The organism is Streptomyces sp. NPDC002133, from assembly GCF_040296405.1.
Lineage (GTDB): Bacteria > Actinomycetota > Actinomycetes > Streptomycetales > Streptomycetaceae > Streptomyces.
The window spans coordinates 114,362-126,993 of the sequence record NZ_JBEOXF010000008.1; the positions used below are offsets into that span (position 1 = coordinate 114,362).

A 12,632-nucleotide genomic window follows, 5' to 3' on the forward strand; every position below is an offset into this window, starting at 1 on the left:
GGGCAGGGACGGCCCGGACCGCAGGTGTGCCGGGACTCACGCCGAGCGCCGGTGTCAGGCGAGCCGTACGACCGCGCGCGACATCCCCAGTACCTTCTGCCCGGCGGACATCGCGACGAGGTCGACCCGCACCCGGTTGTCGTCCAGCTTGGCCGCGACCTTGCCGCTGACCTCGATGACCGCGCCCTTGTCGTCGTTCGGCACGACCACCGGCTTCGTGAACCGGACGCCGTACTCGACGACCGCGCCCGGGTCGCCCACCCAGTCCGTCACGACCCGCGCCGCCTCGGCCATCGTGAACATGCCGTGCGCGATCACGTCCGGCAGCCCGACCTCCTTGGCGAACTGCTCGTTCCAGTGGATCGGGTTGAAGTCCCCGGAGGCGCCCGCGTACTGCACCAGCGTCGCCCGGGTCACCGGAAAGCTCTGCGCCGGCAGCTCGGTGCCGACCTCGACGTCCGCGTATGCGATCTTCGTCGCCATCTCGGTCAGGCCTCCTCGGCGCCGCGCGCCACGAGCTTGGTCCACGCGGTCACGACGTGCTCGCCCGCCTCGTCGTGCACCTCACCGCGGATGTCCAGGATGTCGTTTCCCGCGAGGGACTTGATCGCCTCGATGGTCGAGATGACCGTGAGCCGGTCCCCGGCCCGCACCGGACGCGTGTACGCGAACTTCTGGTCGCCGTGCACCACACGGCTGTAGTCCAGGCCCAGTTGCGGGTCGGCGACGACCTCTCCCGCCGCCTTGAAAGTGATCGCGAACACAAAAGTCGGCGGGGCGATCACATCGGGGTGGCCGAGCTGTTCGGCGGCACCGGGATCGGTGTACGCGGGATTCGCGTCACCCACCGCCTCCGCGAACTCCCTGATCTTTTCCCGGCCGACCTCGTACGGCGCGGTGGGCGGATAGGTCCGCCCGACGAAGGACTGGTCGAGCGCCATGGACTCGCTACCTCCTGGATTTCTTGCCTTGCCGGTGCTGTGCGTTCCGGGTGGATGCCCCCGGACCCCCGCCGGGACAAACGACACGAGGCCGCCCCCGTGATGGGGGCGGCCTCGCATTCGAGCCTGATTCAGCGCGTCTCGCGGTGCGCGGTGTGCGCGTTGCAGCGAGGGCAGTGCTTCTTCATCTCAAGACGGTCCGGGTTGTTACGCCGGTTCTTCTTGGTGATGTAGTTCCGCTCCTTGCACTCCACGCAGGCCAGCGTGATCTTCGGGCGGACGTCGGTGGCAGCCACGTGAGTGCTCCTATGACGGACAGATGGACGGATGAACGCAAGAAAGAGTAGCCGATCGGAGGACCGACCCCACAATCGGCTACTGTGTGTAGCGGTGACCGGACTTGAACCGGTGACACAGCGATTATGAGCCGCTTGCTCTACCGACTGAGCTACACCGCTTCGGTGTCGGATCACCTCGCCCGAAGGCGAGGATCTTCCAGCACCAGAGCCCCAATACGGAATCGAACCGTAGACCTTCTCCTTACCATGGAGACGCTCTGCCGACTGAGCTATTGGGGCGAGCGATGAAGACATTACACGGTCGCCCGCCGATCGCCCAAATCCGTTTACGGGGCACGATCGCCGTCATCGGGGGCGCAGGCGCGGCGGGGGTACGGCACGGGTTTCGGCGCTGCGCCGGTGCACCGCCACGTCCGTCCCGTACGCCACTCGTGGTCACACCGGTACGACTATTGCGCTCCTCCTCGAAGCGCAGTCCACACGCCCCTAGGCTCGACCACGCCGGGTGATCTTGATCGTCCGCAGGCCGGGGCCGAGGTCCAGGCCGCCCGTTCCCCGCCCCTTCAGGAGCGCGATGCCCGACAGCCAGGCGCAGCCGCCCGACGGCGCCACCGCCGACAGCACCGCACTGCTCCTGTGCGGCGCCCGCCTCACCGACGGCCGCACGGTCGACGTACGGCTCAGCCGCGGCCGTATCGAGGCCGTCGGCACCGCCGGAAGCCTGACCGCGCACTCCGCCCGCGTGGACCTGAGCGGTTTCCTGCTGCTGGCCGCACCCGCCGAGCCGCACGCCCACAGTGACACGGCCCTTACGGCGCCGACGGCCGAGGGGCCCGTGTCGTACGCCGTCGAGGACGTCCAGCGGCGCGCCACCGAGGCCGCGTTGCTGCAGCTCGGGCACGGCGCGACGGCGCTGCGCTCGCACGTGCGGATCGGGGACGTGCACGGTCTCGGCCCGCTGGAGGGGGTGCTGCAGGCCCGCCGCTCGCTGCGCGGGCTGGCCGAGTTGACCGCGGTCGCCGTGCCGCGGCTGCTCACGGGCGTGGCCGGGGCCGACGGGCTCGCGATGCTGCACGACGCGGTGAAGATGGGTGCGTCCGTGGTGGGCGGCTGCCCGGACCTGGACCCCGATCCGACGGGGTACACGGAGGCGGTCCTCCAAGTGGCCGCCGAGCACGGCTGTCCCGTCGATCTGCACACCGACGGCGAGGACCCGGCGCGCCTCGCCCGGCTCGCCTCCATGGCGGGCGGGCTGCGGCCCGGCGTGTCGATCGGCCCGTGCGCAGGCTTGGCCCGGCTGCCCTCCGCGATCGCGTCCCGCACGGCCGACCAGCTGGCCGCGGCGGGCGTGACGGTGGTCTGCCTGCCCCAGGGCGGCTGCGCGGGCGCGGAACTCCGCGGAAGCGCACCGGCACGGCTGCTGCGGGCGGCCGGGGTACGGGTCGCCGCGGGCAGCGGGGCGATGCGCGACGTGGCGAACCCGGTGGGCCGCGGGGACCCGCTGGAGGCGGCCTATCTGCTGGCCTCGCAGGGCGGGCTGCGCGTCCCCGACGCGTACGAGGCCGTCAGCGCGGCGGCGCGGCAGGCGATGGGTCTGCCCGACGTACGGGTGGAGGCGGGCTTCCCCGCCGAGCTGCTCGCCGTGCGCGGCGAGGAGCTGGCGGGCGTGCTGTCGCTCGCGTACAGCAGGATCGTCGTGCACCGCGGGCGGGTGGTGGCACGGACGAGCGCGGTACGGGAGTACTGCGATTCGGCGGCGGCCTTCGCGCTCGAACTGCCACGCCAGGGGCGGCCGGATGCGGGCCCATGAGCGTGACCGGGCCCCGGGCGGGACCCCACCGCGAACGTGACCATGACCGGATCCGTGGCCTCGGCACGGGCGCCACGAGCGAGGCGCCCGGGACCGGCGTACGGTCGTGAGCATGCGCATTGTCATCGCTGGAGGACACGGTCAGATCGCACTGCGCCTGGAGCGGCTGCTCTCCGCGTCCGGACACGAGGTCGCGGGCATCATCCGCAAGCCGGAACAGGCCGACGACCTCCGGGAGGCCGGCGCGGAGCCGGTTCTGCTGGACCTCGAGTCCGCATCGGTCGAGCAGGTTGCCGCCCACCTGCAGGGCGCGGATGCCGCGGTCTTCGCGGCGGGCGCGGGCCCCGGCAGTGGCGCCGCCCGCAAGGACACGGTGGATCGCGGGGCTGCGGTGCTCTTCGCGGACGCGGCCGAACGCGCGGGCGCACGCCGGTACATCATCGTCTCGTCGATGGGCGGGGATCCGGACCACAAGGGCGACGACGTCTTCGACGTGTACCTGCGGGCCAAGGGCGCGGCCGACGCGTACGTACGGACCAAGAGCGGGCTGGACTGGACGATCCTGCGTCCGGGGATGCTGACGAACGACGCCGGAACGGGCCTGGTCCGCCTGGAGGCCAGGACCGGCCGCGGTCCCGTGCCGCGCGACGACGTCGCGGCGGTCCTCGCGGAGCTCCTCGAGACCCCGGCGACGGCCGGACTGACACTGGAGCTGATCAGCGGATCGGTGCCGGTGGCGGTCGCGGTGAAGGCCATCGCGGGCAACTGAGCTCCGGTGCCGGGCAGGATCAGTCCCACCAGAAGCGCCGGTCGCGGCGCTCCGGAGGTTTCTCCGGGTACGTGTCCCCCTTCAGCTCCGGGTACTCGTAGAAGACCTCCGGACACACGAGGTGGCGCTCGGGTGCTCCGCCGTGAGGACGTCGGCCTGCTCGATCGACGCTGGTGGAGCGGCGACCGACAGGTGGAGGCCCGTGCTTCCCGTGCCCGAAACTCCCACGGGACGCCGAACCGGTCCCCCCACGAGCCCCGCGCTGCCGTCCACTCCCGGGCTCCCATGTGATCAGTCATCCCTCGCCGGTTGACGGCCGCGGGCAGGTCGGCGCCACGGCGGGCCCGCACGAGCGACACGAGTCCGACCGCCAAGTCCTCGGCGCACACCTCCAGATCCGCTGCCGCCACGCCTGTCGTCGCGAGCCCAGGCCGATCCGAGAAGCACCTCTGTCAGCGATGCCGGCCCGCAGGGCCACGCCGGCCACGCCGGAGTGAGGACGCTCAACTGCAGCTCGGGCTACGGCTATCAACCGATCGATGAGCCTCCGGCCCCGGTCACTTGCTGCGATTGGGCCGTTCAGCGGCGATCCCGTTCACATCTCTGCGCTCCACCGCGGGTGTGGAGCCGCGCCGGACGTTCAGGGTCATGTGTCCGAGGAGGCGGCGCTCGGTGAAGCGGGCTCGGCGAGGCGGGGCCGGTGGGCCGGGGTCGGTGAAACGGGCTGCGCACAAGGCCTGTTGGCCGTTCCGCATCATCCCGACCTTGCGCAGGGTCGACGGGCTCGCCCGCACAGGTTGCAGATTCCACTTCCTGATGTCCGGTGCCGAGGACCACCGTCCGGCCATGGGCAGGGCTGTGGTCCAGGTCCTGCCGGCCGAGCGCGTCCGGACCGCCGCACGGTCGGCTCCCCGGGCGGGATCTCCCCGTACCGTGGTCGACGCGATGAGCACAGATCGGACGGAGCAACAGCCTTGTTCATGGAGATCGTCCTCGAGGAGCTGTCCATCGACCGCGACGAGGTCGAAGATGCCCTGACGGAGGCGTTCGCTGCCGACGGCGAGATCACGGGCGCAGGTTCGGGCATGGGGCGGTCCCACCTGGATCTGGAGGTCGCAGCGGGCGTGGACCGCGGCGAGGCCGTGGAACGGGCGCGGGCGGCTCTCGCCGCACTCGGGATCGAGGGATCTGCCGAGATCACCGTCCGCGACTGATCACCGGAGTTCGCCGGTTCCGGCATCTTTCCCGGTCAGCCCGGAATTCTTCGGCCATGCCTCGCCCACAACACCTGGCAGAGCACGCGGGAGAACGAAGCGCGGCGGAAGGGGCGGCGCTTCCGCCGCGTCCGATGTGCGCCACGTCTCATCCGCGGGCTGTTACACGGGATGGGCGGCTGGTGTCTCCATGCCGAGTCCACAACACGAGGAGACATGATGAACGGGAACGTCGAGGTGGTCGTCGTCGGCGGCGGGTACGGGGGCGTGACGGCGGCCAACAGCCTGGCTCGGCACGACGGCGTGTCGGTGACCCTGGTCAATCCGCGTCCCGACTTCGTCGAGCGGATCCGCCTGCACCAGCTGGTGACCGGCTCCGATGACGCGGTCGAGGGCTTCGGGAAGGTCATGGGCGGGAACGTCCGGCTGGTGGTCGACACCGCGACCCGGATCGACGCTGCCGAGCGCCAGGTGTCGCTGGCGGGCGGTGGCACGGTCTCCTACGACTACCTCGTCTACGCGGTCGGCAGCGGCGCCTCCGATCCCGGCGTGCCCGGAGCGGTGGAGTTCGCTCACTGGGTGTCGGACCTCGAGGGGGCGGAACGACTGCGGTCGACGCTGGCCGCGACGCCCGCGTCGGCTCCGGTGACCGTGGTCGGGGCCGGCCCGACCGGCCTGGAGACCGCCGCCGAGCTGGCGGAAGCGGGCCGCAAGGTCACCCTGGTCTGCGGCAACGTGCTCGGCCCCTCCCTGCATGACCGAGTCCGCCGCCCGGTCGCCCGCCGGCTCGCCAAGGTGGGTGTGACCGTCCTCGAAGGTCCCCGTGCGCAGGTGACGGAAGTGACACGCGACGGCGTACGGCTCGACGACGGCCGCGAGCTGCCCAGCGCGGTGACGATCTGGACCGCGGGATTCCGTGTTCCGGACCTGGCCACCCGCAGCGGGCTGCGTACCAACGCCGAAGGCCGTCTGGTCGCCGACACGACGCTGACCAGTGTGGACGACGAGCGCATCGTCGCCGCTGGGGACGCGGGGGTGATGCCGGACCACCCGTTCCGGATGAGCTGCCAGGCCGCCGTGCAGCTGGGCCCGGCCGCCGCCGACACGATCCTGCGCCGGATCGCGGGGAAGAAAGCCGCACCCGTCCGGATGTTCTTCGCCGGGCAGTGCCTCAGCCTCGGCCGGGACGAGGGCGTCACCCAGTTCTCCTACCCGAACGACAAGGTGAACGCGCTCAGCATCAGCGGGGGGCTCGGTGCCGGCGTCAAGGAGACCGCCTGCCGGTTCACCCTCAACAAGTTGGTGTCCGGGGCACGCAAGGCCAATTCCCGCGGATCCCACGGCGACCGCCTGGAATCGCCGCAGTCGGAAAACCGCACGACGCCGTCCGGCACCCGACGCTCGGCCTAGCCGCCAAGACCCTCCGTGGGCCGGCCCCGACCGGTCCGGCCCACGGAGGACCGAGCCGGAGTGACAGGCACACAACGCCTCGTATGCCGTGGCCGGGCGCCGGGGCGCCATTCCCACCAGCCCGCCCCACGCGGCCTGACCAGTGGGGAGGCTGCTGCCGACGACCCCGTCATCAGACCGGGTACATGTTCCACGGCCTGCTTCCGACCCATGGCGCCGACCACGAGAGAGTGAAGCGCACGACATGAACGACCACCTCACCGACCCCGCGACGGAGGCCTTCGTCGCCCACCGCGACCTGCTGTTCACCGTCGCCTACGAGATGCTCGGATCGGCGGCGGACGCCGAGGACGTCCTCCAGGAGGCGTGGCTGCGGTGGGTCAAGGTCGACCTGGCGCAGGTGCGGGACCAGCGCGCCTACCTGGTACGGATCACGACCCGGCAAGCACTCAACCGGCTGCGCACCCTCAAACGGCGCAAGGAGGCCTATGTCGGCCCCTGGCTGCCCGAGCCCCTGCTCACCGCGCCGGACGTGGCCGAGGACGTCGAACTGTCCGAGAACCTGTCGCTGGCACTCATGTTCATCCTCGAAACCCTCTCACCGACCGAACGCGCCGTCTTCGTGCTGCGCGAGGTCTTCGACATCGGCTACGACGACATCGCGGACGCGATCGACAAGAGCCCCGCCGCCGCACGCCAGATCGCCTACCGCGCCCGCCAACACGTCGACGCCCGCCGGCCACGCACACCGGTTTCCCCGGAAGAAACCCGGGCAGCGTTGGATTCTTTCCAGTCCGCCCTCGTGACCGGGGACCTGCAGGGGCTGCTCGACGTACTCGCCCCGGACGTTGTCTTCGTCAGCGACGGCGGCGGCCTCAAGCTGGCGGCCCTGCGGCCGGTCGTCGGCGCCGACAAGGCACTCCGTTACATGGCCGGCAGTGTCGACAAGGCCGGCGGCATCCTCACCAGTGAGCCCACGACGGTCAACGGCAACCCCGGACTCATCCTGCGCCTGGACGGCATGATCGACGGCGTGCTGGCCTTCCGCGTGGAGAACGCCCGCGTCACCGGCCTCTACTACGTCCGCAACCCCGAAAAGCTCACCCGCGTCGAGTCCGAAACCCCCCTCACCTCCCGCTGACCGTCCCCCCGCGACACGGCCGACCGAGGTGCGCGGTAGCGCAGGCGACTCGGAACAAGCCGCTGACCGCACCGAGAAGCAAGCGAACCGGCTGGTCAGCCGGGAACGCGCGGCGAACGAGCACGGCTTCGGCGACCTGAAGAACTGGCGCGTACTCACCAAGCCCCGCCTGAACGCGAAGCACGCCGTCACCCTCGGACGAGGGCCCGGCGGCCGGCGCTGAGCGGCGGCACCTCGCAGCGGTGGGAAGCGGGGTGCCGCCGATGGCCACCGGGGCGAACCCGTTCAGCCGGTGACCGGTGGTTCAGCGGTGGCCTCTGCAGCTGCCGAGGCTGTGGGCGGCACGAGCAGACGGCGCGCCGGGCATGGCGTCAGGCCGCTGTGCCCTGGACGATGACCTCGTTGACGTTGACGTCGGCCGGCTGAGCGATGGCGTAGCCGATGGCCTGGGCGATGGCCGAGGCGTCGACACCGACGGCTTCGAGTGCTGCCCGCACCGCGTTCTGCTGCTCGGGGTTGCCTCCGGAGTGGGTGAGCTCGGTCTTGGTGAGGCCGGGGCTGACGACGGTGACGCGGACGTCGGCGGTCTCCTGGCGCAGGCCGTCGGACAGGGCGCGTACGGCGAACTTCGTCGCGCAGTACACGACCCCGGTCGGGTCGACGCGGTGCGCGGCGGTGGAGGCGACGTTGATGATGTGCCCGAACCGGCGCTCGCGCATGGCGGGCAGGACGGCCGCAATGCCGTACAGCACGCCGCGCAGGTTCACGTCGATCATCTGGTCCCATTCGTCGACGCGCAGCTCCTCCATGAGGCCCAGCGGCATCACACCGGCGTTGTTGACCAGGACGTCGACGCGCCCGTGACGTTCGAGCGCTCCGGCGACGAAGGCGTTCACGCTGTCGCGATCGGTGACGTCCAGCTGCGCGGACTCGGCGTGCCGGCCGGCCTCGGTGAGCTCGGTGACCAGACGGTCCAGGCGGTCCAGGCGACGGGCGCCGAGGACGACCTGGTGCCCGGCGGCGGCGAGGTGGCGGGCGGTGGCCTCGCCGATGCCGCCGGAGGCGCCGGTCACCAGGACGATCTTGCGGTCGGAGGACGGGACGGGGTGGTTCATGGCTGTGCTTCCTCAGATGTTCTGCCGGCCCTTGTGGCCGGGTGACACATCCAGAGCACCAGCGGCCCGGAACACCAGGAAGAACTCTCCTTGACCCGGGGCGTGGCCTACGGGGGGTACGGCAGTACCCCCGCGGACAAGGGACGCGGCCAGCTCGCAGGGCTAGCCTGAAACATATGAGCCAGCACGTGCCCGAGCCCGATATCCGGGACTTCCTGCGGACACGCCGGGCCCGCATCACCCCGGAGCAAGCCGGTCTGCCCCCGCACCCGGGCGTGCGCCGGGTGCCCGGTCTCAGGCGCGAAGAAGTCGCCCAGCTGGCCGGAGTGAGCGTGGACTACTACGTACGGCTGGAACGCGGACGTACGACGAGCGTCTCCGCTGCCGTCCTGGACGCCGTCGCTCGCGCGCTGCAACTGAACGACACCGAGCGTAACCATCTGTTCGCCCTGGCCAACCCCACCCGGCAGCGCCCGCATGCGAGAGCGACCCAGCGTGCCCGCCCCGGGCTGCTGCGGGCGCTGGAGAACATCGCCGACGCCCCGGCCCTGCTCCTGGGCCACCGCCTGGACGTCCTGGCCACCAATCACCTGGCCCGCGCCTTCTACCGTGATTTCGAGGGCCTGCCGGCCGGCGAGTGGAACATGGCCCGCTACATGTTCCTCCACGCCGCGGCCCGCGATCTCTACGTCGACTGGCCCGAGACCGCCCGCGAAAACGTGGGCATGCTGCGCCTGTACGCGAGCCACCATCCGCACGATCCCCGGCTCGCCCAGCTGGTCGGTGAACTGTCCGTCGGCGACGGGGACTTCCGCAGGTGGTGGGCGGACCACGACGTGTACCAGCCCAAGTACGGCTCCAAGCGCTACCACCACCCACTCGTCGGGGACCTCACCCTTGGCTTCGAAGCCTTCACACCCGTGGGCGACCCCGACCAGACGCTCGGCCTGTACACCGTCGAACCCGGATCACCGTCGGAAAACGCCCTGCACTTGCTTGCCAGCTGGACCGCTGACAGCACGCACATCCAGTCCGAGGAAGGCCTGGAGGGTACGCCTGGCCCGCCCGGCCGTGGGGCGGCGGGGCGGGCCTGAGAGGCGAGGCCGGGATCGATCGGTGCCTGTCCGGCCGATCATGCGTCCCGCCAAGGTGACCTGGGCTGAGGGGACCTGATGGGTGCAGTGGAGATGAGCCGGGCCGAGGCGGTGGCCCTCGTACAGAGGATCATGGACGCGGACCATGCCTCCGTGTCGATGTCCGGCAGCGACGCCCGCCGCACGCTGAGGAAGCGTTCCATGAGCAAGCCATGATCGAGTGGGTTGGCCGTCGCGATGAACAGGCAGTGGTTGACCATCGACCCTGCCCCCGAGCCGCAGGCGGCGACCCGGATCCCCATCTCCCGCACATCCGTCTTTCACGGCACGGTTACCCTCGCCGCGATCCGGCTGTGGCTCCGATGATGGTTCACCGGACAGTCCTTAGAGCCGCCCGACCAGGGCCACGACTTCGCCGGCCGCTGTCGGAGGGACACTGGTGCTTTTCGCGCGGACTTTCAGATACGCCTCGATGGCCCGCTCGTTGCGCTGGAGTACGTCAATGCGGCGCTTGATGGCAGCGAGATGACGACGCAGCCCGTCCAGCTCCGTCACGTCGATGTCCGGGCAGGTCCGGGCCTTCCCCTCCTCCTTCTGGGCATCGAGACAGGGCAGGACCTCGCGGATCATGTCCGTCGTCAAGCCCGCTTCCAGCAGTTCGCGGATCTGCAGGACCCGCTCGACGGCGGGCTCGCCGTAGCTGCGGTATCCGTTGGGTGCCCGCCACGGGGTCAGGATGCCGACCTCTTCGTAGTAACGAAGCAGCCGCGGCGCCACTCCGGTCTTCGCAGCCAGCTCGCCGATCTTCATAGCGTTCTCCCTCGCCAGGTGGTCGCGAGGCCGCCGCTCCGTCGTCCCGAGGGCTACCTGTCCGCCGGAGGTCAACCTTTACATCAGTGTAAAGGTTCAGATTGGGCTTGACGTTCACACTAGTGTCAATCTTTAGCTTCGGTTGCGTAGCTGAAAGGCAGCTCAGCAGCGCATAAGGAGTTATCACCATGTCCACCTTGTCCAAGGCTCTGACAGGACGCACGGTGCTCGTGACCGGAGGGTCGCGGGGTATCGGTGCGGAGATCGCCCGTGAATGCGCACGCGAGGGTGCGCATGTCGTGATCACCTACCAGAAGTCGCGCGAGCGGGCCGAGACCGTTGTCGCCGAACTGACCGGCCTTGGGGCGAAGGCGCTCGCCGTGCAGGCGGATCAGGCTGTTCCGCACGAGGCGTCGACCGCTGTGGAGAAGGCCGCCGAATTCTTCGGGGGCCAGATCGACGTACTGGTGAACTCGGCCGGCATCGCCGTCATGGGCACCGTGGACCAGGTGGACCTCGAACTCCAGGAAGGGGTTCAGCGGATGATGGCCACCAACGTGATGGGAACCATCGTCACCACACACTCCGCGTCGCGCTTTCTGACCGACGGCGGGCGCGTCATCCTGGTGGGAAGCACCGTCGCCCACCGTGTCCCCGTCCCCGGTGTCGCCGAATACGCGGCGAGCAAGGCGGCGATCGATCAGCTCGGCCGGGGGTGGGCGCGCGACTTCGGCTCACGGGGCATCACCGTCAACGTCGTGCAGCCCGGGGCCACCGACACGGACATGAATCCCGCAGACGGACCGAATGCGGCCCCCCAGGCAGCCATGACGGCACTCGGACGCATGGGCACCCCCAGCGACGTCGCCAAGGCGGTCGTGTTCCTCGCCAGTGAGAAGGCCGCCTACATCACCGGCGCGCTGCTGACCGTGGACGGCGGATCCAGCATCTGAACCGGATTCGGCAGTCCGTGGCATGCGAATCTCCGGTGCGTCGACGCCATGTGACGGCACCGGAGCATCGCGGCCGAACGACTGTCGCGGTCCCGCCCTACCGGGTCTCACTCCAGCGCGAGGAATCCGCGGTGAATTCTCTGCGGTGCACCTGCGGGAGAAGAGGCTGTGACGGATTCTCTAATGCGCCATTGTGTGGCCGCACGGCCGTGCTCGAGGGAGGGGTCGCCGACAACCATCGCTGATATCAGCGACCTTGAATGCGGGTATGTCGGAGCACCCCCGCTCCAGCCTGCGACGACAGGCGGCAATGACCGACAGTGCCCGGACCGAACTCCTGCTCGCAGTGCGGTGGGCTCGGCTGCGGCGCACGCTTGAGGCAAGGCAGCACGGCGGCACTCACGGTCGGAAGACCCAGGCGCCCGTGGGCTGTCACCGGGACACGGGCAGGAGGCGCTCCTGAAAGAGTTGTGTCCCGGTTCGGGCGAGGGAGCCTTCGGTGAACACGTACCGCCTATCGTCGATCGCGGGATGGTCGGTGACCTGCAGACTGCCGCGCTGGTGTCCACTGAGGGGACGACCGACTGGTGGTGCACACCACGGTTCGACTCCCCCGGCGTGTTCGCCTCCCTCCTCGACAGATCGCCACTCCGGCCCGGTGGACCAGGCGCCTCCGGCCAGGGCCCCGCAGGTCGCGCAACCCGCCTCGCAGGACGAGCTCGTGGCCATCCGAAAGGTGGCGGCGCGGCTGAGAGTCGCCTACCCCTGGGTCGACGTGGCCATCGTCGAGGCGGCGGTCGGGACCGCATACGGCTCGTTCAGCCAGGCCAGGGTCAGAACCTACGTCCCGATCCTGGTAGAACGGCGAGCCCGAGCGGTGATTGGTGCCGCCTGCCGCGCCGCTGACGCTGAGGCCGCCGACGGCGGGGTCGCCGTCCAGCAGCACGGTGCGGCTGACCATGCGGCGGTGGTGGAGGCGGAGGACACTCCGGCCCTCACCGGCGGCGGGGAGAGGGCCGTCACCGTGCCAGGGTCCGACGCAGGCAGCGCTCACCGGGATCGGAGAGAAGGCTGAT

The 12,632-nt window shown here is 70.3% G+C and carries 14 protein-coding genes, 2 tRNA genes and 2 pseudogenes; 10 read left to right on the top strand and 8 right to left on the bottom strand.

The genetic code is table 11. The annotated features are described in order from the left end of the window. Nucleotides 1–54: 54 nt before the first annotated feature. The 5 genes from ABT078_RS12240 to ABT078_RS12260 form a co-directional block, all read right to left on the bottom strand. Nucleotides 55–483 (bottom strand): MaoC family dehydratase, encoded by a 429-nt coding sequence (locus ABT078_RS12240; RefSeq protein ID WP_351226614.1) that lies wholly within the window; start codon nucleotides 481–483, stop codon nucleotides 55–57. Nucleotides 484–488: 5 nt separating this feature from the next. Then, entirely contained in the window at nucleotides 489–941 is a 453-nt protein-coding gene (locus tag ABT078_RS12245; protein ID WP_351226616.1) for an FAS1-like dehydratase domain-containing protein, read from the bottom strand. 131 nt (nucleotides 942–1,072) lie between these two features. Further along, nucleotides 1,073–1,237, bottom strand: coding sequence for a 50S ribosomal protein L33 (gene rpmG / locus ABT078_RS12250; RefSeq protein ID WP_003948671.1), 165 nt, complete (start codon nucleotides 1,235–1,237; stop codon nucleotides 1,073–1,075). An 89-nt stretch (nucleotides 1,238–1,326) separates the two neighbouring features. Further along, nucleotides 1,327–1,399 (bottom strand) — tRNA-Met (locus ABT078_RS12255). 47 nt (nucleotides 1,400–1,446) lie between these two features. Continuing rightward, nucleotides 1,447–1,519: transfer RNA gene (locus ABT078_RS12260), tRNA-Thr, on the bottom strand. Nucleotides 1,520–1,814: 295 nt separating this feature from the next. Between ABT078_RS12260 and ABT078_RS12265 the strand changes: the two genes are divergently transcribed. The 6 genes from ABT078_RS12265 (at nucleotide 1,815) to ABT078_RS12290 (ending at nucleotide 7,807) form a co-directional block, all read left to right on the top strand. After that, nucleotides 1,815–3,050, top strand: a complete 1,236-nt coding sequence (locus ABT078_RS12265) for an amidohydrolase family protein (RefSeq protein ID WP_351226618.1) — start codon at nucleotides 1,815–1,817, stop codon at nucleotides 3,048–3,050. Nucleotides 3,051–3,162: 112 nt separating this feature from the next. Beyond that, nucleotides 3,163–3,819, top strand: coding sequence for an SDR family oxidoreductase (locus tag ABT078_RS12270; protein WP_351226620.1), 657 nt, complete (start codon nucleotides 3,163–3,165; stop codon nucleotides 3,817–3,819). A gap of 980 nt (nucleotides 3,820–4,799) precedes the next feature. Next, complete coding sequence (locus ABT078_RS12275; RefSeq protein ID WP_351226807.1) at nucleotides 4,800–5,033, top strand: hypothetical protein; 234 nt, start codon at nucleotides 4,800–4,802, stop codon at nucleotides 5,031–5,033. 219 nt (nucleotides 5,034–5,252) lie between these two features. Then, nucleotides 5,253–6,443 (top strand): NAD(P)/FAD-dependent oxidoreductase, encoded by a 1,191-nt coding sequence (locus ABT078_RS12280; RefSeq protein WP_351226809.1) that lies wholly within the window; start codon nucleotides 5,253–5,255, stop codon nucleotides 6,441–6,443. A 244-nt stretch (nucleotides 6,444–6,687) separates the two neighbouring features. Beyond that, nucleotides 6,688–7,584: an RNA polymerase sigma-70 factor gene (locus ABT078_RS12285; protein WP_351226622.1), complete on the top strand. Its 897-nt coding sequence runs from the start codon at nucleotides 6,688–6,690 to the stop codon at nucleotides 7,582–7,584. A 28-nt stretch (nucleotides 7,585–7,612) separates the two neighbouring features. Next, the gene (locus ABT078_RS12290; RefSeq protein WP_351226624.1) at nucleotides 7,613–7,807 is read left to right on the top strand and encodes a hypothetical protein; all 195 of its coding nucleotides are present in this window, start codon (nucleotides 7,613–7,615) and stop codon (nucleotides 7,805–7,807) included. Nucleotides 7,808–7,955: 148 nt separating this feature from the next. Here the strand turns inward: ABT078_RS12290 and ABT078_RS12295 are convergent, their stop codons facing one another. Next, on the bottom strand, nucleotides 7,956–8,699 hold the full coding sequence (locus ABT078_RS12295) for an SDR family oxidoreductase (RefSeq protein WP_351226626.1): 744 nt from the start codon (nucleotides 8,697–8,699) through the stop codon (nucleotides 7,956–7,958). Between the two features lie 176 nt (nucleotides 8,700–8,875). Between ABT078_RS12295 and ABT078_RS12300 the strand changes: the two genes are divergently transcribed. After that, entirely contained in the window at nucleotides 8,876–9,793 is a 918-nt protein-coding gene (locus ABT078_RS12300) for a helix-turn-helix transcriptional regulator (RefSeq protein ID WP_351226628.1), read from the top strand. 137 nt (nucleotides 9,794–9,930) lie between these two features. Here ABT078_RS12300 and ABT078_RS12305 read toward each other — a convergent pair. Continuing rightward, nucleotides 9,931–10,107: pseudogene (locus ABT078_RS12305) on the bottom strand (hypothetical protein); the annotation flags it as partial. 70 nt (nucleotides 10,108–10,177) lie between these two features. After that, the gene (locus tag ABT078_RS12310) at nucleotides 10,178–10,603 is read right to left on the bottom strand and encodes a MerR family transcriptional regulator (RefSeq protein ID WP_351226630.1); all 426 of its coding nucleotides are present in this window, start codon (nucleotides 10,601–10,603) and stop codon (nucleotides 10,178–10,180) included. A gap of 188 nt (nucleotides 10,604–10,791) precedes the next feature. On the opposite strand from ABT078_RS12310, the gene ABT078_RS12315 reads away from it, so the two are divergent. The 3 genes and pseudogenes from ABT078_RS12315 (at nucleotide 10,792) to ABT078_RS12325 (ending at nucleotide 12,631) form a co-directional block, all read left to right on the top strand. Then, complete coding sequence (locus ABT078_RS12315; RefSeq protein ID WP_351226632.1) at nucleotides 10,792–11,556, top strand: SDR family NAD(P)-dependent oxidoreductase; 765 nt, start codon at nucleotides 10,792–10,794, stop codon at nucleotides 11,554–11,556. A gap of 468 nt (nucleotides 11,557–12,024) precedes the next feature. Further along, a pseudogene (locus ABT078_RS42650) lies at nucleotides 12,025–12,195 on the top strand (trehalase-like domain-containing protein); the annotation flags it as partial. Between the two features lie 82 nt (nucleotides 12,196–12,277). Then, nucleotides 12,278–12,631 (top strand): three-helix bundle dimerization domain-containing protein, encoded by a 354-nt coding sequence (locus tag ABT078_RS12325; RefSeq protein ID WP_351226823.1) that lies wholly within the window; start codon nucleotides 12,278–12,280, stop codon nucleotides 12,629–12,631. Nucleotide 12,632 lies beyond the last annotated feature (1 nt).